The following is a 17954-nucleotide window of genomic DNA, read 5'->3' as shown; positions in this document are numbered from 1 at the left end:
ACCTTCACAAGTTTTATGATGCTTTTCAAGATATCATTTTGATACAATTTTACGCCTTGCGGTTTACAATAAAAGAGTAAATAGCGATACAGATAATCGCTCCTAGCAACGCTGAGATAATTGGAAAACCGCCGATGACTGGTCCTAAAGAAGGCAACAAGAGTGATGCTACCCAACTTCCTAAAAAGCCCACGATAATATTTCCAATAATGCCACCTGGAACATCTTTTCCTAAAATTGCGCCAGCAATTGCGCCAATAATTCCTCCGACAATTAATGCCCATAGAAAGCTAAACATTTGAAAAACCTACCTTTCATAGTTGATTTTTTTAGTTAATTTTCCTACTTTAAGGATAAAACAGAAAGCAGACTTTTTCAAAAGATAGGACTTTTCAGAAGTCAATTTATTCTTCTACATAAGCTAAACGATAGGATACTGTGCGACCAAAAGAAAATACTTGCAAACCTTGTAAGCGATCTGATTTCAAGTAACCAATGGCTCCTTGGAATAAGGGTAAAACACCGGCATCTTTTTCAATTAATGTTTTTTCTAAACTTAGTAATTCATTCCAGCGTTTTTCAGGTTCATTGGCGTAATCTTTTCTAACTTTTTGGAGACCCGCATCATACGCCGAATCGTTATAACCAGAAGTATTTAAGCCACTTTTCGAGTCATAAAATTCTAAAAAATTAATGGGATCAGCATAGTCAGGTGTCCATGTTCCAAAGGCTAAATCGTAATTACCTGCTGTTTGTAAATCCAAACGATTTTGCAAAGGCAATGATTTTAATTTGATTGTTAAACCTGGTAAATTTTGTTGCAATTGCCCTTGAACAAATTCAATGGTTTTCTTGGCAATCGCTGAGTCCGCTGAGATTAGTTCCAATTCAATTTTATCTTTGCCCAACTCTTCTTTCGCTTTGGTCCAGTTAGCTTGGGCTTCTTTAATATTATATGGTAATAAATCACCATTTTCTTTGCGGAAATCTTCACCTGTATCTGGATTTTTTGCAAAATTAGCTGGTACAAAACCATTTAAAGCTGTCGAGCCATCTCCTAAAATTTCTTTTGCAAAAGTTTCTTTATCAATCGCTTGTAAAAAAGCTTTTCGAACATGTTCGTTGCCGGTGATTTCACGGCGATGATTAGGGCTTAAATAACCTACCATAGCTTTAGGTACAAAATGCGCTTGTTTTGACTCTTTATACTGAAGTGCATAAGTATCTGCTAAAACAGTATAATCTAAGTCGCCATTATCAAAAAGATTGGCTCCTGTGCCAATTTCTTTCACTACTTGAACATCAATTTCATTCAATTTTACGTGTTCTTTATCCCAATAATGATCATTCTTCTTCAATTTCCAAGTTTCGGAATTGCCATCCCAACCTGAAATTACAAACGGTCCATTGCCAACAAAATTATCTGCAGAAGTCCCATAGGCAGTACCTTTTTCTTTGGCAAAGGCTTCATTTTTAGGCATAAAAGGTGTCCCAACCAAGACTTGGGCTAAATAAGGAATTGGATTTTCCAATGTTAGTTCTAGTGTCTGGTCATCGATTGCTTTGACACCAAATTCTTCCATCGTGGCTTGTCCTTCCCGCACCGCACGCCCATTTTTAAAAATATCCATTTGATTACTGCTACTTGAACCATACGCTGGATCGACCACGTTTCTAAACGCAACTACAAAATCCCCTGCTTTAACAGGATCCCCGTTTGTCCATTTTGCTTCTCGTAACTTGAATGTATAGACTAACCCGTCTTCACTAACTTGTGGCTCTGCTTTCGCCATAGCTAGCTCAGGATCTCCGTTTTTATCTTGTCGATACAAGCCTTCAACTACTTGACCAATCATATCGGAACTATAGACATCTGTATAATGAGCGCTGTCTAATGTCGAGAGTTCACCACCAGATGCGACGTTAATTTTCTGTGTAGCTGGTTCCTTTGAGGTCGTTTTCGAACCGCCACTTCCACATGCTGCTAAAACCAAGCCCAGTGCAACAAGTCCGATTAACCACTTTTTCTGTTTCATACCAAAACTCCTCCTTCTGTTCAAACAACTTACCTACATTTTACATGATTTTCCATACATTTGTCCTTTTTCAGCACTTACTTTTTGAAAGAAAAATATTTTTTTAAGAATAAGAGTTGACAGATATTTTTTCTGGTGGTACAGTATTGAAAAACAGAGAACAGAAGAGTAACTGTTTCCTTTAGTGAAGAGAGTCTTTGGTTGGTGGAAAAAGACGTAAAGAAACAGCGAACCACATCTGGGAGTTGACTTTTTGAACCCTTAGTAGGAAAGTCCGGGACCACTCGTTAACAGGCGAAGTTATGAACTTCATAAGGTTCGTGTTGTGAAACACGAATAAACTAAGGTGGAACCACGATAATTGATTATTCGTCCTTTGGCTAGTCAGCCAAAGGACTTTTTTGTTTTTTAGATGCGCTTTTCAACCTGAGAGAGTGCCTCAACTCCTCAAGTCTGTTGTCCTCTTTTCCATATGCTTAATGGTATAAGCTAGAAAAGCAACAGGTTTTCTGTTCCGTTCGAACAATTTCATACTTACAATCAAGGCTTAGGACATAGTAATTTAGCTCTTCCTTTACAGAGACTTTTTCATTGGCTGAAAGAAAAAGATGGATTCTTCTTTACTCACACCTAAAAGATGTTTTTCTGAATCCTTTAGTAAGAAAAACCGGTGACTCTATCGTTAACAGAGAGTAGTTGTCAACGCAACTACATAAGGCTTATCTTGTGAAAGATAAGTAAATTGAGGTGGCACCACGAATGCGATTCGTCCTCTTGGCTCACAGCCAAGAGGCTTTTTTGTTTTTTAATAAAAATTGTTGGAGGAAAAAATGATGGATTATATTTTAGAAATTTTACCTGCTTTAGTTAGCGGAGCTGGCATGACACTGAAAGTCTTTTTCTTTACGCTCCTTGGCTCGATTCCACTGGGGATCATCATTGCCTTTATTTTACAAAGTTCGTTTAAACCTTTACGTTACTTAATTAACCTCTACATTTGGTTAATGCGCGGCACTCCGCTATTGTTACAATTAATTTTTGTTTTTTACGGCTTACCATTAATTGGTATTGTCTTTGAACGTTATGATGCGGCCTTATTCGCATTTATTTTAAATTATGCTGCGTACTTTGCTGAAATTTTCCGCGGGGGGATTCAAGCAATTCCCCAAGGTCAATATGAAGCTGCTAAGGTTTTACGTTTAACACGTTTTCAAACAGTCACGCGGATTATTTTGCCACAAGTTGTTAAAATCGTGCTGCCTTCCGTAGGAAATGAAATTATCAATTTGGTCAAGGATACTTCTCTTATTTATGTTCTTGGCTTAGGCGATCTTTTACGTGCTGGTAAAATTGCGATGAGCCGCGATGTTACATTAGTGCCATTAGCTTTAGTGGGAGTGATTTATTTACTCTTTACGGCAATTTTGACTGTTGCTTCTAAGAAAATTGAAAAATTCTATCAATATTATAAATAGGAGGACTCTACCATGTTAACTATTAAAAATTTAACCAAACATTTTGACAACCGGACCATTATTGATCACTTAAATTTAGAAATTCCAGAGGGTAAAATTTTAACGATTGTTGGTCCTTCAGGCGGCGGAAAAACCACTTTACTTCGTTGTTTGGCTGGTTTAGAAACCATTGATTCTGGTGAGCTTTTGTTGGATGGTGTTCCTTTCAATCCTGCTGAAATGGACAATGCCGATCAAGTGGTTGGGGTCGTTTTCCAGGATTTCCAACTTTTCCCTCACTTATCAGTTTTAGAAAACATTACCTTAGCACCTACATTAGTACTAAAAGAAGAAAAAGCAAAAAGTCAGCAAGAAGCTTTAGAATTACTGGAAAAATTGGGCTTGGCTGGTAAAGAAAAACTCTATCCGTACCAACTTTCCGGTGGACAAAAACAACGAGTTGCACTTGCTCGTGCCTTAGCAATGAAGCCAAAAGTTCTTGGGTACGATGAACCAACGAGCGCGCTAGATCCAGCTTTACGCCAACAAGTGGAAGAAGTTATTTTAGATTTACGGAAACAAGGCATGACACAGATTGTCGTGACCCACGATATGGCTTTCGCTGAAAAAATTGCAGACAATCTTTTGACGGTTGCCCCCGTCCAATAGAAAGGAGTTTATGATGAAAAAGAAATATTCTTTAGCCTTGCTGGTTATCTGTTGTAGTTTACTCCTATTTGCAGGTTGTGGTAAAAGAAAAAGCAACGAAGATCAATGGACACGGATTAACGAAGAAAAACGGATTATTATTGGCTTAGATGACTCCTTTGTGCCCATGGGTTTTCAAGATAAATCAGGCAAAATTGTCGGCTTTGATGTCGACTTAGCCAAAGCGGTTTTTAAACTTTATGGCATTTCCGTTGACTTCCAACCGATTGATTGGTCTATGAAAGAAACAGAATTACAAAATCAAACCATTGATCTTATTTGGAACGGCTACACTAAAACGAGCGAGCGGGCCGAAAAAGTTCAATTCACACAACCTTACATGACGAACGACCAAGTACTTGTTTCTTTAAAAGAAAAAAACATTGCAACAGCGAGCGACATGCAAGGCAAAATTTTAGGGGTTCAAAACGGCTCTTCTGGCTATGATGGCTTCGAAAGTCAGCCTGACGTTTTGAAAAAATTTGTTAAAGACCAAACGCCTATTTTATATGACGGCTTTAATGAAGCTTTCTTAGATTTAAAATCTGGCCGAATTGATGGGCTCCTAATCGATCGCGTCTACGCCAACTACTATCTTTCCCACGAAGATAATTTAAAAAACTATACTATTTCTCATGTCGGCTATGACAATGAAGATTTTGCTGTGGGCGTCCGCAAATCAGACAATCAATTAGTCCAAAAAATCAATACTGCCTTTGAAACGTTACGAAAAGATGGCACCCTTAGTAAAATTTCTCAAAAATGGTTTGGAGAGGACGTTACAAATAACACAAAAATAAACTAAATAACGAATAAAAAGGTGTACTGCTGACTTAGTACACCTTTTTATTTGAATCAAATTCTTAGCAAATTCTAACTTATGAAGAACTTTTATTTTTGCTACACTAGTAAAAGTCGAGAGAATTTGTCCTTTTCTGCCTAGAACAATCATTACTCTCAATAAATGAAAGGAGAAAAAAATGCCTACTAATAAAAAAGAAGGAATGCTTTTTACTACGTTAATGTGCTTTCTGATGGTTTTCGGAATGAGCACCTATAATTTATTATTGCATGGAGAATTTTCATTGTACGCCTTATCAAAAGGTTTGCTTCCTGGATTTATCGTTGCTTTTATTTTAGACGTTTTCATCGTTGGTGTCTTAGCTAAGAAAATCGCTTTTTCTTTACCCTTTAATAAAGAAAAACGGCTATTACTTATTCTGACCATTTCGAGTCTCATGATTATCGGCATGGTGACTTGTATGTCTTTATTTGGCTTATTAATGGAAGGCCAGACGTTGTCACTAAGTGCGTATTTCCAAGCTTGGGGCCTGAACTTTATTGTTGCCCTTCCTTATCAATTGCTGATTGTCGGTCCCTTTTCACGTATGATCTTAACCAATTACCAACAACGACAAACTTAGAAAATAGATTTCTTATCTAAGTTTTAACAGTTGCCTAAAAAAAAGTTAACCTTTTTGATTTATCTTAGTGATAGTTCATTAAAGGAGGAACTGAAGTTGAAAAAATATCGTATTAGCTTATTTCTTGGCTTGATTAATCTTTTATTATTTATGATCTCTATTTTAGTTGGATCAACATTATCTAGCGATGGACTTTTAAAAGAACCCGCCTTTTTCTGTACGCCGCTCGGTTACTTTTTTCTCTTCATCGCCTTGCTTTCGGTTATAACAATCACATGTAAAGAACATATGAATCAAAAAGGTAAAACAAAACAACCTTAAAAAGAGCCTGACGTTTTGATACGTCCGGCTCTTTTTTTAATAAAAACATATAACTTAATTTGCAACAATATTTACTAATTTATCTGGAACAGCAATCACTTTGCGCACTGTTTTTCCTTCAATAAATTCTTTAACAGCTTCATGGTTCATTGCAATTTGTTCTAATTCTTCTTTGCTTAACCCACGAGCGACATTTTGTTTGCCACGTAATTTTCCGTTCACTTGGAAAACTACTTCCACTTCATCTTCTACTAAGGCTGCTTCATCATAGGTTGGCCAAGGGACATAAGTTAAACTTTCCTCGTTACCTAAAATTTGCCATAGTTCTTCACCAATATGTGGCGCGATTGGCGCAAGTAATTGGACAAATCCTTCCACATATTCATAAGGTAAGGCATCCACTTTATTGGCTTCATTCACAAAAACCATTAATTGAGAAATCGCTGTATTAAAGTGCAAGTTTGCCATATCTTCTGTCACTTTTTTAACCGTTTGGTGATAAACTTTCGTTAAACGGCCATCATTAATTGTGGTAATTCGGTCACGCATTTTGCCTTCTTCATCAACAATCAGACGCCAAACGCGATCTAAGAATTTACGACTTCCTTCTAAGCCATTTTCATTCCAAGCAATGGAAGCATCTAATGGGCCCATGAACATTTCATAAAGACGTAACGTATCCGCACCATATTTAGCCACCACATCATCGGGATTTACAACATTGCCACGTGATTTAGACATTTTTTCGTTGTTTTCTCCTAAAATCATACCTTGGTTGTATAATTTTTGGAAAGGTTCTTTGGTAGGAACCACACCAATATCATATAAGAATTTATGCCAAAAACGAGCATAAAGTAAATGTAGCACCGCATGTTCGGCACCACCAATATAGATATCAACTGGTAACCAACGTTTTAATTTTTCAAAATCAGCAATTTCATTTTTATTATGAGGATCAATGAATCGTAAGTAATACCAAGAGCTTCCAGCCCATTGTGGCATAGTATTCGTTTCACGTTTTCCCTTCATGCCAGTTTCAGGGTCGACGACATTGACCCATTCATCAATGTTTGCTAATGGCGATTCCCCAGTTCCACTTGGGCGAATATCCGATGTTACTGGTAAACGTAGAGGTAACTCAGATTCAGGAACCGTTGTGGTTGTTCCATCTTCCCAATGGATCACAGGAATTGGTTCACCCCAGTAGCGTTGACGAGAGAATAACCAGTCACGTAAACGATAAGATACTTCTTTTTTCCCTACGTGATTTTCTTCTAGCCACTCATTCATTTTAGCGATGGCTTCTGCTTTGTTTAATCCATTTAAGAAATCAGAATTGATATGCGGTCCATCCCCTGTATAGGCTTCTGTTGTAATGTCGCCACCTGCGATTACTGGTAGGATATCAATGCCAAATGTTTTCGCAAATTCGTAATCCCGTTCATCATGCGCTGGGACCGCCATGATTGCGCCTGTGCCATAGCTTGCTAAAACATAATCGCCAATCCAAATTGGAATTTCTTGGCCATTGACTGGATTTATCGCATACGCACCTGTGAAAACACCTGTTTTTTCTTTTGCTAAATCCGTTCTATTTAAATCAGATTTTTTTGAGGTTTCTTCAATATATGCTTCTACAGCTGCTGTTTGTTCAGGTGTCGTAATTTTTTTCACTAGTTCTAGTTCAGGAGCTAGAACAGTATAGGTTGCACCAAACAAGGTATCAGGACGGGTTGTAAACACCGTGAAACTTTCTTCTGTGCCAGCGACTTTAAAGGTCACATTGGCTCCTTCAGAACGTCCAATCCAATTTCGTTGCATATCTTTAATACTTTCTGGCCAATCAACAAGCTCTAAATCTTCTAATAAGCGATCTGCATAAGCAGTAATTTTCAGCATCCATTGACGCATTGGTCGGCGAACCACATCATAACCGCCACGTTCACTTTTTCCATCAATGACTTCTTCATTTGAAATAACAGTTCCTAGTTCAGGTACCCAGTTAACCGCAACTTCTGCTTCATAAGCTAACCCTTTTTCATATAATTTTGTAAATATCCATTGTGTCCATTTGTAATATTCAGGATCAGTGGTATTAATTTCACGATTCCAATCATAGCTGAATCCTAGTGAATTAATTTGGCGACGGAATGTTTCGATATTTTTCTTAGTAAATTCAGCTGGGTCATTTCCTGTATCTAACGCATATTGCTCTGCTGGCAAACCAAACGCATCCCAGCCCATTGGATGCAACACATTATAGCCTTGCGCACGTTTCATACGTGAAAGAATATCGGTTGCTGTATAGCCTTCCGGGTGACCTACGTGTAAGCCTTGTCCAGATGGATAGGGAAACATATCTAGTGCATAAAATTTTTCTTTATTTGGGTCGTCCAATGTATTGAAACAATTGTTCTTAGCCCAATATTTTTGCCATTTTTTCTCAATCTCTTTGTGATTGTAGCTCATGTTATTCCTCCTAGTAATATAAAATTTTTCATTCTTAAAATTTGCCAACTGCAGCCATTGTCACTATTCTGACTTAAACTAGCCACTTAGTGATAAAAAAAAGTCCTATAGGAAAAATTCCTATAGGACGTGAACATACAAATGCAACGTGGTACCACCTAAATTCGTCAAAGAAACGGTCAGTCACCGTCACCTTAACCTCAAACGTCTTAACGATCGTCACCGACTTTTCCTACTTGGTTTGTTCAAAAAAGTAACTTAAAGGCGAGTTCAAAAGCTTCTGTACGTATTTCCACCAGCCATACGCTCTCTATCACATGGTTCTTTCTACTATTCCTTCTCATTGTTTTTTTCTATTATAAGACTCATGTTACCAAAGATAGCTATTTTTTTCAATCTTAAATTAACCAACTTTTAAAGTTTGACCAATATAAATTGTATCCCCGCTTAAGCCATTTAATTGTTTGATTTTTTGGATGCTGATTCCGTATTGCATTGATAAGCCCCAAAGTGAATCACCGCTTTTAACTGTATGGCGTTTGCCTGATGCACTATTTGTTGAAGAAGCATTGCCACCTGCAGAAGCGCCTTTTTTCACGATGATTGTTTGACCAGCAAAAATTAAATCGCCTTTGATCCCGTTCCATGAACGTAGATTAGCAACACTCACGCCAAACTGTGCAGAAATTTTATTCAGCGTATCACCTGATTTAATCGTGTAGGATGTTGTCGCACCACCACCATTATTCGTAGGCTTGTTCGTATTCGTTGAACCTGAGTTGGCACCTTTTTTCACGATAATCTTTTGACCAGCAAAAATCAAACTACCGCTGATGTTATTCCAGGCTTGTAAGTTAGCCACACTAACACCGAATTGTGCAGAAATTTTGTTCAAGGTATCGCCTGATTTAATCGTGTAGTACGTATTCGTTCCTGATTGATTATTGTTAGAACCACCATTGCTTGAGCCACCGGTGTTACCTGAAGTACCTTTTTTCACAATAATTTTTTGACCAGCGAAGATTAAATCGCCAGAGATGCCGTTCCATGAGCGTAAATTAGCAACGCTCACACCATATTGCGCGGCAATTTTGTTCAAGGTATCGCCTGATTTAATTGTGTAGTACGTATTCGTTCCTGATTGATTATTGTTAGAGCCACCGTTGTTTGAGCCACCAGTGTTACCTGAAGCACCTTTTTTCACGATGAGTTTTTGACCAACGAAAATTAAATCGCCAGAGATGCCATTCCATGAGCGTAAATTAGCAACGCTCACACCATATTGCGCGGCAATTTTATTCAAGGTATCCCCTGATTTTACAGTATAGTACGTATTCGTTCCTGATTGATTATTGTTAGAACCACCGTTGCCTGAGCCACCAGTATTACCTGAAGCTCCTTTTTTCACGATAAGTTTTTGACCAACGAAAATTAAATCACCCGAGATGCCGTTCCATGAGCGTAAATTAGCAACGCTCACATCATATTGCGCGGCAATTTTATTCAAGGTATCTCCTGATTTTACAGTATAGTACGTGTTCGTTCCTGATTGATTGTTCGAGCCGCCTGTTCCTGGATTAACTGTTCCGCCCCCAGTATTTCCACCAGAAGATGGTGTATCATATTGAGTTAAGTTATATGCGGTAATGACATTATTTAATTTAGCATTGTAGCTAGGATCTGTCGCATAACGACCTGTTAACCAAGCAGTTGCATCGCGGTACGAACTTGTATTGCTTTTCCAAGCCCCAGCATAATAGTAAACGCCCGCTTGGAAAGAAGTTGTTTTTAGCACGTGCGCATTATCTTGGAATGATTCCATGTAAGAAGGATATTTACGGAAAGGTTCTTTTTTCACTAACCATTTGCCGTTTAAATATTCCCATGTATCCATATAGACAGATTGTCCATTGTAGCTGCCTTTAATCCCAAATAAATTATAGTTTGGTGCCTTAGATAGCGTACTTGCTCCCCAACCACTTTCAACGATTGCTTGAGCCATCATCACTGATGCATATAAATCATTGGCTTGCGCAATAGGTTGTGCACAACGAGCTAACTCGGCAATAAATTCTGAAGGACTTTGCGTCGGTGATAACGCTGAAAAAGTTTGCGCAGAAGCTACTCTAGCTTCTGGTACTTTTACTTCATCATCGGGTGTAACCGCAGGCGCTGCTTCAGACTCGGTTGCTGAAGGAGCTACTGGCGTAATTTCTGCTACTGAAGAATCAGTCGTTCCTGATTCCACAGGTGTAGTTGAATCAGCTGTTGGTTGCTCGGTACTTGGTGTTGTTGGTGTTTCTTTTGATGATTCAGTTGTCGATTCAGTCGTTGTTGACGAATCCGTTGTCGGTTGTTCCGTAGTTCCTGGCGTAGTTTCTGTGGTTGGTGTCTCTACTAAGCCAGTTTCCGTAGTAGGTGCTTGGGCAACTTCCGCATTTGTTGGCTGCTCTTCTGTTGCCTCAGCAGTCACTGGTAGTAACGCAACGGGTGTTCCTACAGATGAAACAATTAACGCCGAGCTGAATAAAGTAGTGCTCTTCTTCCATTGTACTGGCGTTTTCTTTCTTTGTTGTGCTTTCCTTCTTTCGATACGTGACATTGATTCTTTCTTCATTGATACGTCCCCAACTTTCCTTTTTTAACTTATATGTAAATGTAATTTTTTAGTTTTGTTATTATAACAAGTATACCTTTTTTTCTAGCGAATTAAAAACACTTCAACAAAATTTCATATTACTGTAACTAGATTGTAAAGAAGTAATGTTTTTTAACATGGATTTCCTCTCTTGTTACTACTCGGAAAAAAACTGCGACTTTAGTTGTAGATGCTTCTTTACCTTAGTCTGATTTTTTTAATTCCTCTTGTTATTCGCTCAAAAAGAAATTATAGTTTAAGATGAGAAATGAATCGTGTAGAAAGAGGGAGCGGAATGAATAAAGAACATTTTATTATTGAGCTGAAAATTTATTTAAAAGCATTAAATCCAAAAGATCAAGCTATTATTCTTGCGAAATACAAGGCGTTATTTGATGCTCGTGTTGCGGAAGGCGAAACAGAAGAACAAGTGGCAAAATCATTGGGGAAACCACGGGTTATCGCAGAAGAAATTTTAAAAGAACAAGGCATCGAATTGACGGAACGAAAAATTGAAAATAATGGCTGGCAAGAAATTCCAGCGGCTACACCTGCTTATGATCATCCCTATGAAGAAGAATCTGAATTTTACTATGATAATGATTCTCCATACTATCAACGACCACAGCATCGGCCGCTAACCCGATTTTTCCAAGTGCTTGGTATTTTCTGTTTAAATTTTTTCTTCATGTTTTGGGTTATTTTAGGGATTGCCTTAATGTACGTCGGTTGTGGCATTGCCGGAGCTGCAACTTTATTTTCACCAATTTATGGTATTTATAGTGTTATTACCCAAGCAAATGCCGCTTCCTTTTTCCAATTATCTATGAGTCTCTTTTTATTTGGTGCATCAATCATTGGTTGGTTACTTTTTCTACCAATTTTAAAATTTTCAGCACATGTCTTTAAGCGTTATTTCCAATGGAACATTGCTGTTTTACGAGGTGATATCTAATGAAAAAAACAACAGGGATTCTCTTATCCATTGCTGTCTTAGCGATGCTAATTGGTGGATCTGGCGCCGTCTATTTTTACAAACAAGCGGAAAAATCAGTCACGCCGCTAAAAGAAAGTTATACACTAAAAAATAAACAAGCAGGCGAAGAACTTCACTTATCCTTAAAAGGCAAAGGCCCTTATACCATTTATAAAACTGATAGTAACAACATGGGATTACGATCACCGAATAATGCCTTTTATTCAAAAGCTGAAGGCACCTTAGATGTCAAAGAAGAAAAAAATAAAATAACAGCAACCATCAATACCACTCGTACACAAAACCAACCCGAATTGTCATTCTTTAATATTGGTATTTTTAGTGACTTCACACCGAACGTGAGTGTCCAGATTCCTAATAATGTGAAAAAGTTAGTAATTGATGGCTCAACCCATTCACAAGTTTCATTGAATGCTTTTAACGTAGACGAATTAACAACTAATCTACCAAATTCTTATGTTAGTCTATCGGGTGTTAAAGCCAAAAAAATGACGCTTAACTCTTCAGATGGTATCTACCTTTCAGCGGATACTTCCGCTAAAAAAGCAACAGTTGAAACCACTGACGGCGATATAACGTTGGATTCAGCCTATTTCGATGAAATCAAAAATACTACTACTTCTGGTGATATTCGAGTGCAAAATGCTCGTGGAAACATCCAAGCAACAACGACAGATGGCGATATTAGCGTCTATGATTTCAAAGGAGAAGCTAACTTTTCAAGTGAAAATGGTGATTTTTCTTTAGACATGCCTGCTGTGCCTAAAAAATTAACTGTCGCTCTTGTCCATGGAGATATTTATGTAAATTCTGGAGAAATTTTGCGTAACATTTCAATCAAAGGGGAATCAAAATTAGGCGATGTTCAACTTTTAAACAAAGAGCGAACATCTTATAAGAATGGTCGTGCGGATACAGAGTTTAACCTTTCTAGCGAATTCGGCGATATTACCGTTGATACTCCTGATGATGATAATCAATAAACATGCGCCATTTAAAAAAGTTCTAGCACCACAATGAGAGATTGTGCTGCCAGAACTTTTTTAATATCTGTATCCCCTCTAATCAGGCAATGAAATTATCTTTTAATTTTTTACCCTTTTGATGGTATAATACGGATTGTTGCGATTAATTTTTGAAAGGATTTTTTATGAAAAACAAACTTTATTATCAATTTGCAGGTAGTTGTTTTCTTTTAGTATTTATGTTTTTAGGCTATGTTGTTCGTTTTTATCCAACCTGGCTCAAAGGCTTTGATCAAACGATTACTTCTTTTGTTCGTCGTCCTTTTCCACAGCTAAATAACTTTTTTATTTGGTACACCAAATTTGCCAATTCATTGACGATTATCATCTTAGCAATCGTTGTCATTGCTCTGTTTATTGTTTGGAAATATTATGCTGAAGCATTATGGCTCTTTATTAATACTGCCTTAATTGCTGGCGTAGGTAATTCTTTATTAAAATTATTCTTTATGCGCCAACGTCCTACTTTGGAGCATTTAGTAACTGAACATACGTATAGTTTTCCTAGCGGACATGCTGTAGGAAGTACCTTGTTCTACGGCACTATTTTATTGATTCTGCCAATTTTCATTAAAAATAAAACGGTCCGCCTTTGTGTGCAAATTTTACTAGGTATTGGGATTTTCATGATTGGGGTTAGTCGAATCTATTTAGGTGTCCATTTCCCTAGCGATATCTTAGGTGGTTTTTGTCTTGGTTTAGCTTGGTTGTTATTAAGTTACCCTATTTATTTAGAAAAACGCTTTGTTTGGCGATTTCAAAGCAAACAACGCTAGAAAGAAGTCTTGATTATGCAAATTTTCCCTTATTCAGATGATCCAAATAAACGCTATCACACTTGGAACTATGCACTTCGTCAACAGTTTGGTGAAAAGATTTTTAAAGTGCCAATTGATGGTGGCTTTGATTGCCCCAATCGTGATGGGACGGTTGCCAAAGGTGGTTGTACGTTCTGTAGTGTTTCTGGCTCAGGCGACATGATTGTTGCACCTAGCGATCCCCTGCCGCTTCAATTTCAAAAAGAAATCCAATTGATGCATCAAAAATGGCCAACTGTCGATCAATACATTGTTTACTTCCAAAATTTCACCAATACACATGCGCCAGTTGACGTTATTCGTCATCGGTTTGAACAAGTAGTCAATGAAAAAGGCGTCGTTGGTTTATCCATTGGTACCCGTCCTGATTGTTTGCCTGATGAGGTAGTGAACTATTTAGCTGAATTAAATGAACGCTTTTATTTATGGGTAGAGTTGGGTTTGCAAACCACGTTTGAGGAAACTAGCGCTGCCATTAATCGCGCCCATGATTATCAAACATATCTAGATGGTGTGGCTAAATTACGGAAACACGGGATTCGGGTCTGTACACATTTAATTAACGGGCTACCTGGTGAAACCCCCGCTATGATGCGCGAAAATGTGCGGCGAACTATTCAGGATTCAGATATCCAAGGGATTAAACTGCACTTACTTCATTTAATGACAAATACCAAAATGATGCGGGATTATAATGAAGGACGCTTACAATTGATGAGCAAAGAAGCCTATGTTTCAGTGATTTGTGATCAGTTAGAAATGATTCCACCCGAAATTATTATTCATCGCTTGACAGGCGATGCTCCCTTTGAAACAATTATCGGACCGATGTGGAGCTTGAAAAAATGGGAAGTTCTCAATGCGATTGATACGGAAATGAAACGCCGCAACAGTTATCAAGGAAAATATACTGTCATTTCAGGAAAGGAAGTTTTCAATTAATGCTACAAACAGCCCTACATTTTAGTCACCAACTTTTAAAAGAAGTAGTGGAACCTGGCGACTTCGTCATTGATGCAACAATGGGAAATGGTCATGATACAGCATTCTTAGCAGAGCTGGTTGGCCCTTCTGGTGAAGTTTTCGCCTTTGATATCCAAAAAGAAGCGTTGATCAATACAGAACAAAAGTTAACAGAACTTAATTTACTCCCACAAACTACGTTATTTCCATTAGGACATGAACATCTTCATGCTGTCCTAGATGAAGAAACAGAAATCACTGCCGCTATTTTTAACTTAGGCTATTTACCTAAAAGTAATAAGGAAATTATTACAAAACCCGCTACGACTAAACAGGCGTTAGATGGGTTACTGCCTCATTTGGTAAAAGGAAGTCGCATTATTTTAGTCGTTTATTATGGCCACGAAGGTGGTTCAGAGGAACTTGATTTGGTCACTAATTACACGCAAGCCTTACCACAAGATGTTTACAGTGTCTTACGTTATGAGTTTATCAATCAAAAAAATCAGCCACCTGTTCTTTTCTGTATTGAAAAGAAATAAGAGAACATGGTCGGATTGTTTCCAGCAATCCGATCATGTTCTCTTTTATTTGTTTTGTTACTCTGTCAATTCACCATCACGAATACGAACCACTCGATCACAGTATTTCAACAAACGCTCATCATGTGTCACCATGATAATCCCTTTATCTTTCTCTTTAGCCTCTTTCGCTAGTAATTGGACAACATCAAACGCCTTTTCTGTATCTAAACTAGCCGTTGGTTCATCTGCCAAAATTACGTCTGGCTCATGATACAATGCACACGCAATGGCTACCCGTTGTCTTTCCCCACCAGAGAGATCACGAGGATAACTATTTCGTAATTCTTTTAAACCCAACGTCTCTAACAATTGCTCTTTTAATTCACTATTTTTACGTGACTTATCAACTTTTTCAATTAAGTGAAATTGATCTTCCACTGTTAAAAATGGCACCAAATTAGAGCTTTGTAAAATAAAGCCGATTTTTTGAAAACGTTGCGCCAAACGTTGCTTCTTCGTTAACTTATTTAGTGATTGCCCGCCAACAATGACTTCACCACTTGTCGGTGCCTGTAAACCAGCTGCAATCGTTAAAAAGGTACTTTTACCAGAACCAGAAGGACCAATTACTGCGACAAATTCACCTGGCTGAACCGCAAAAGATAATTCTTTTAACGCGATCACTTCTGTATGTTTTTCACCATATTTTTTATAAATATTTTTCATTTCTAAAACATTTGCCATGTCTTTAACCTCCAATCGCGATTAACGGATCAATTTTAGCAATCGTTCGAATTGAAAATGCCCCGCCAATTAATGCAGATAAAATCAATAGTACACTAAACAAAATCATGCGTGGTCCATTAGTTGCATAAGGCATCGCTTCTGGTAAAAAGAGCACGGTAATTCCCGTTAAAGCAAGACCAATCGCCACTCCTAGAACAGCCAATAAAGCGGTTTGTAGCATGACTGCCTTTGCTAAGAAACTAGTCGGCACCCCTTGAACTTTTAAGACACCGAACATTGCTGTTTTCTGTAAAGTCATCACAAAGATAAAAATACCGATAATGAACGCTGCAATCACAATCAAGAAATAAATCATGCCATCCAAGGTCAAGTTTTGAGCGCTGTATCCTGGTAGTTTTTCAATAAAATCTGAAATTGAAAGAACTTGGCTGTCTTTATTAGTCGTTTTAACTTCCGCGTTGTCCTTGCTGCGAACAATGAAACCATTAACCATTTTGGCCATTGCTGGATTGTCACCATATTTAATTGACCGCCAAGTATCCAGAGAAGTGTAAATAACTGGCACAATGTTATAGCTACTTTTAGAAATAAAGCCGACAATTTCTAATTGCTCATCATATTTCCCTGCAGTTAATTTGTCGCCAATTTTAAATCCTTGATTTTTCAATGTTTCTGAAGCAATCACTTGATTTTTATCAGTAAATGCGTTTCCTTCAATCACTTTTGGCATTAAAAAACTTTCTTTTTCAATCCCAAATAAGCTAACATTCGTTAATTCAGCCTTTTTATCATCTGCTGGGCGGATGGCTAAAGATTGTTGACCAATCGGTGCAATTTTGCCTCCTGAAATCGTTTCTTTCACGTTTTCATCTAACACTGATACATTTAAATTACTATTGGCCTCTTTTGATAAAACCACTTGATTCGCTTGCCATTGATCTACGGCTAAACGATTTCCTTGAGCTAAACCGTTCGCTAAACCTGACAAAATAAAAATTAACCAAGCAATCAAGACCATTACTAAGACTACAAGGACGTACCGTCCTTTTGAATACTTCATTTCATTAAATCCTAAAAACATGAATGGTTCACCTCTTTCTTCTTTTCGAAATAAACTATATCACTTATCAAACGATAAATCAATAATTATTTATCGATTGATAAGTGAATTTCACAAAAAAATAGAGAAGTCTGTTTTTCAACAGGGCTTCTCTATTTTTTATTTGTGACTTTTCAAAACGCCATGTAGCATAAATTGAATAAATTTTTTGACATCGTCATCCACTGTTTTTCGCTGGTACGTTTTTTCAATACTTAATAATGCACTAACGTTATATAAAATAAACCGAGTTGTATCATCTACACTGATGCCCTCTTGTAAGCAATTGGTTTCAGGTTCACTTTCAAAAATAGCCGCAATATTATTGATATAGGTTTTTTTGAAAATTTGATACAGCGTACGATTGTAATCAGGGCCCATTTCTTGAAACATGTCGTTCAACATTAAGAAAAGATTGGTCGGATGTTCATCTAACAAAACTTTGATTAATTGATAAAGCTTTTCTTCTACTGATGCATTTCCAGAAACAATTGGGACTAATTCTTCCTGAACACGGGACGTTAATTCTTCAATCACAGCTAAATACAGTTCTTTTTTATTTTTAAAATGGTGATAGAGATTCGGTTGGGTAATGTTCGCTTTTAAAGCAATTTCACGAGTGGAGGTATTTTTGAACCCCTTTGTCATGAATAATTCAGAAGCGACAGACAAAATAATTTGCCGTGTACGTTCTAAATCAGCTTTGCGTTTATTTGGCTTTTCCATGGTTT

17 protein-coding genes and 3 other annotated features are annotated in these 17954 nt (G+C 37.5%); of the genes, 10 read left to right on the top strand and 7 right to left on the bottom strand.

Annotated features, from left to right (window positions below):
- Positions 1–49 precede the first annotated feature (49 nt).
- Together IGL56_RS02865 and IGL56_RS02860 are read right to left on the bottom strand one after the other, a co-directional pair.
- Positions 50–298, bottom strand: a complete 249-nt coding sequence (locus IGL56_RS02865) for a GlsB/YeaQ/YmgE family stress response membrane protein (protein ID WP_002355684.1) — start codon at positions 296–298, stop codon at positions 50–52.
- Between the two features lie 106 nt (positions 299–404).
- On the bottom strand, positions 405–2036 hold the full coding sequence (locus IGL56_RS02860; protein WP_002391330.1) for a peptide ABC transporter substrate-binding protein: 1632 nt from the start codon (positions 2034–2036) through the stop codon (positions 405–407).
- A gap of 147 nt (positions 2037–2183) precedes the next feature.
- Positions 2184–2416 (top strand) — a binding site (T-box leader).
- A gap of 154 nt (positions 2417–2570) precedes the next feature.
- Positions 2571–2813: a binding site (T-box leader), on the top strand.
- A gap of 53 nt (positions 2814–2866) precedes the next feature.
- On the opposite strand from IGL56_RS02860, the gene IGL56_RS02855 reads away from it, so the two are divergent.
- The 5 genes from IGL56_RS02855 (at position 2867) to IGL56_RS02835 (ending at position 5943) form a co-directional block, all read left to right on the top strand.
- A complete protein-coding gene (locus tag IGL56_RS02855; protein ID WP_002383057.1) occupies positions 2867–3511 on the top strand; it encodes an amino acid ABC transporter permease in 645 nt (214 codons plus the stop codon).
- Positions 3512–3523: 12 nt separating this feature from the next.
- On the top strand, positions 3524–4159 hold the full coding sequence (locus IGL56_RS02850) for an amino acid ABC transporter ATP-binding protein (RefSeq protein WP_002355681.1): 636 nt from the start codon (positions 3524–3526) through the stop codon (positions 4157–4159).
- Between the two features lie 10 nt (positions 4160–4169).
- On the top strand, positions 4170–5003 hold the full coding sequence (locus IGL56_RS02845; RefSeq protein WP_002355679.1) for an amino acid ABC transporter substrate-binding protein: 834 nt from the start codon (positions 4170–4172) through the stop codon (positions 5001–5003).
- A 175-nt stretch (positions 5004–5178) separates the two neighbouring features.
- Positions 5179–5622, top strand: a complete 444-nt coding sequence (locus IGL56_RS02840) for a hypothetical protein (RefSeq protein ID WP_002355676.1) — start codon at positions 5179–5181, stop codon at positions 5620–5622.
- A 96-nt stretch (positions 5623–5718) separates the two neighbouring features.
- Positions 5719–5943 (top strand): DUF3955 domain-containing protein, encoded by a 225-nt coding sequence (locus tag IGL56_RS02835; RefSeq protein ID WP_002391329.1) that lies wholly within the window; start codon positions 5719–5721, stop codon positions 5941–5943.
- Positions 5944–5997: 54 nt separating this feature from the next.
- Here the strand turns inward: IGL56_RS02835 and leuS are convergent, their stop codons facing one another.
- Positions 5998–8412 (bottom strand): leucine--tRNA ligase, encoded by a 2415-nt coding sequence (gene leuS / locus IGL56_RS02830; RefSeq protein ID WP_002364766.1) that lies wholly within the window; start codon positions 8410–8412, stop codon positions 5998–6000.
- Between the two features lie 120 nt (positions 8413–8532).
- Positions 8533–8765: a binding site (T-box leader), on the bottom strand.
- A 50-nt stretch (positions 8766–8815) separates the two neighbouring features.
- The gene (locus IGL56_RS02825) at positions 8816–11029 is read right to left on the bottom strand and encodes an autolysin (protein WP_002364767.1); all 2214 of its coding nucleotides are present in this window, start codon (positions 11027–11029) and stop codon (positions 8816–8818) included.
- A gap of 316 nt (positions 11030–11345) precedes the next feature.
- On the opposite strand from IGL56_RS02825, the gene IGL56_RS02820 reads away from it, so the two are divergent.
- From IGL56_RS02820 to IGL56_RS02800, 5 genes are all read left to right on the top strand, one after another.
- On the top strand, positions 11346–12005 hold the full coding sequence (locus tag IGL56_RS02820) for a DUF1700 domain-containing protein (RefSeq protein ID WP_002381265.1): 660 nt from the start codon (positions 11346–11348) through the stop codon (positions 12003–12005).
- A complete protein-coding gene (locus IGL56_RS02815; protein WP_002358757.1) occupies positions 12005–13030 on the top strand; it encodes a DUF4097 family beta strand repeat-containing protein in 1026 nt (341 codons plus the stop codon). Before IGL56_RS02820 ends, IGL56_RS02815 begins: the two co-directional genes overlap by 1 nt.
- Before the next feature lie 167 nt (positions 13031–13197).
- Positions 13198–13848, top strand: a complete 651-nt coding sequence (locus IGL56_RS02810; protein ID WP_002355669.1) for a phosphatase PAP2 family protein — start codon at positions 13198–13200, stop codon at positions 13846–13848.
- Positions 13849–13863: 15 nt separating this feature from the next.
- The gene (locus IGL56_RS02805; protein WP_002381264.1) at positions 13864–14832 is read left to right on the top strand and encodes a TIGR01212 family radical SAM protein; all 969 of its coding nucleotides are present in this window, start codon (positions 13864–13866) and stop codon (positions 14830–14832) included.
- The gene (locus tag IGL56_RS02800; RefSeq protein WP_002355667.1) at positions 14832–15395 is read left to right on the top strand and encodes a class I SAM-dependent methyltransferase; all 564 of its coding nucleotides are present in this window, start codon (positions 14832–14834) and stop codon (positions 15393–15395) included. The genes IGL56_RS02805 and IGL56_RS02800 overlap by 1 nt, the downstream gene beginning before the upstream one ends.
- A 57-nt stretch (positions 15396–15452) precedes the next feature.
- Here IGL56_RS02800 and IGL56_RS02795 read toward each other — a convergent pair whose 3' ends face one another.
- The 3 genes from IGL56_RS02795 to IGL56_RS02785 all read right to left on the bottom strand — a co-directional run bounded on the left by IGL56_RS02795 (position 15453) and on the right by IGL56_RS02785 (position 17949).
- A complete protein-coding gene (locus tag IGL56_RS02795; RefSeq protein WP_002363221.1) occupies positions 15453–16121 on the bottom strand; it encodes an ABC transporter ATP-binding protein in 669 nt (222 codons plus the stop codon).
- Between the two features lie 4 nt (positions 16122–16125).
- The gene (locus IGL56_RS02790) at positions 16126–17205 is read right to left on the bottom strand and encodes an ABC transporter permease (RefSeq protein WP_002355665.1); all 1080 of its coding nucleotides are present in this window, start codon (positions 17203–17205) and stop codon (positions 16126–16128) included.
- Positions 17206–17343: 138 nt separating this feature from the next.
- Positions 17344–17949, bottom strand: coding sequence for a TetR/AcrR family transcriptional regulator (locus IGL56_RS02785; RefSeq protein ID WP_002381263.1), 606 nt, complete (start codon positions 17947–17949; stop codon positions 17344–17346).
- Positions 17950–17954: the final 5 nt, after the last annotated feature.

The organism is Enterococcus sp. DIV1316a (assembly GCF_050536915.1).
GTDB classification, from domain to species: Bacteria; Bacillota; Bacilli; order Lactobacillales; family Enterococcaceae; genus Enterococcus; species Enterococcus faecalis.
Note: the sequence above shows the minus strand (reverse complement) of the source record. Positions and strands in the feature narration are given on the sequence as shown.

Excerpts from the sequence above, each read along its gene's own strand:
- IGL56_RS02865 (WP_002355684.1), bottom strand. The coding sequence starts at position 298 with ATGTTTAGCTTTCTATGGGCATTAATTGTCGGAGGAATTATTGGCGCA.
- IGL56_RS02860 (WP_002391330.1), bottom strand. The coding sequence starts at position 2,036 with ATGAAACAGAAAAAGTGGTTAATCGGACTTGTTGCACTGGGCTTGGTT.
- IGL56_RS02855 (WP_002383057.1), top strand. The coding sequence starts at position 2,867 with ATGATGGATTATATTTTAGAAATTTTACCTGCTTTAGTTAGCGGAGCT.
- IGL56_RS02850 (WP_002355681.1), top strand. The coding sequence starts at position 3,524 with ATGTTAACTATTAAAAATTTAACCAAACATTTTGACAACCGGACCATT.
- IGL56_RS02845 (WP_002355679.1), top strand. The coding sequence starts at position 4,170 with ATGATGAAAAAGAAATATTCTTTAGCCTTGCTGGTTATCTGTTGTAGT.
- IGL56_RS02840 (WP_002355676.1), top strand. The coding sequence starts at position 5,179 with ATGCCTACTAATAAAAAAGAAGGAATGCTTTTTACTACGTTAATGTGC.
- leuS (WP_002364766.1), bottom strand. The coding sequence starts at position 8,412 with ATGAGCTACAATCACAAAGAGATTGAGAAAAAATGGCAAAAATATTGG.
- IGL56_RS02825 (WP_002364767.1), bottom strand. The coding sequence starts at position 11,029 with ATGAAGAAAGAATCAATGTCACGTATCGAAAGAAGGAAAGCACAACAA.
- IGL56_RS02820 (WP_002381265.1), top strand. The coding sequence starts at position 11,346 with ATGAATAAAGAACATTTTATTATTGAGCTGAAAATTTATTTAAAAGCA.
- IGL56_RS02815 (WP_002358757.1), top strand. The coding sequence starts at position 12,005 with ATGAAAAAAACAACAGGGATTCTCTTATCCATTGCTGTCTTAGCGATG.
- IGL56_RS02810 (WP_002355669.1), top strand. The coding sequence starts at position 13,198 with ATGAAAAACAAACTTTATTATCAATTTGCAGGTAGTTGTTTTCTTTTA.
- IGL56_RS02805 (WP_002381264.1), top strand. The coding sequence starts at position 13,864 with ATGCAAATTTTCCCTTATTCAGATGATCCAAATAAACGCTATCACACT.
- IGL56_RS02800 (WP_002355667.1), top strand. The coding sequence starts at position 14,832 with ATGCTACAAACAGCCCTACATTTTAGTCACCAACTTTTAAAAGAAGTA.
- IGL56_RS02795 (WP_002363221.1), bottom strand. The coding sequence starts at position 16,121 with ATGGCAAATGTTTTAGAAATGAAAAATATTTATAAAAAATATGGTGAA.
- IGL56_RS02790 (WP_002355665.1), bottom strand. The coding sequence starts at position 17,205 with ATGTTTTTAGGATTTAATGAAATGAAGTATTCAAAAGGACGGTACGTC.
- IGL56_RS02785 (WP_002381263.1), bottom strand. The coding sequence starts at position 17,949 with ATGGAAAAGCCAAATAAACGCAAAGCTGATTTAGAACGTACACGGCAA.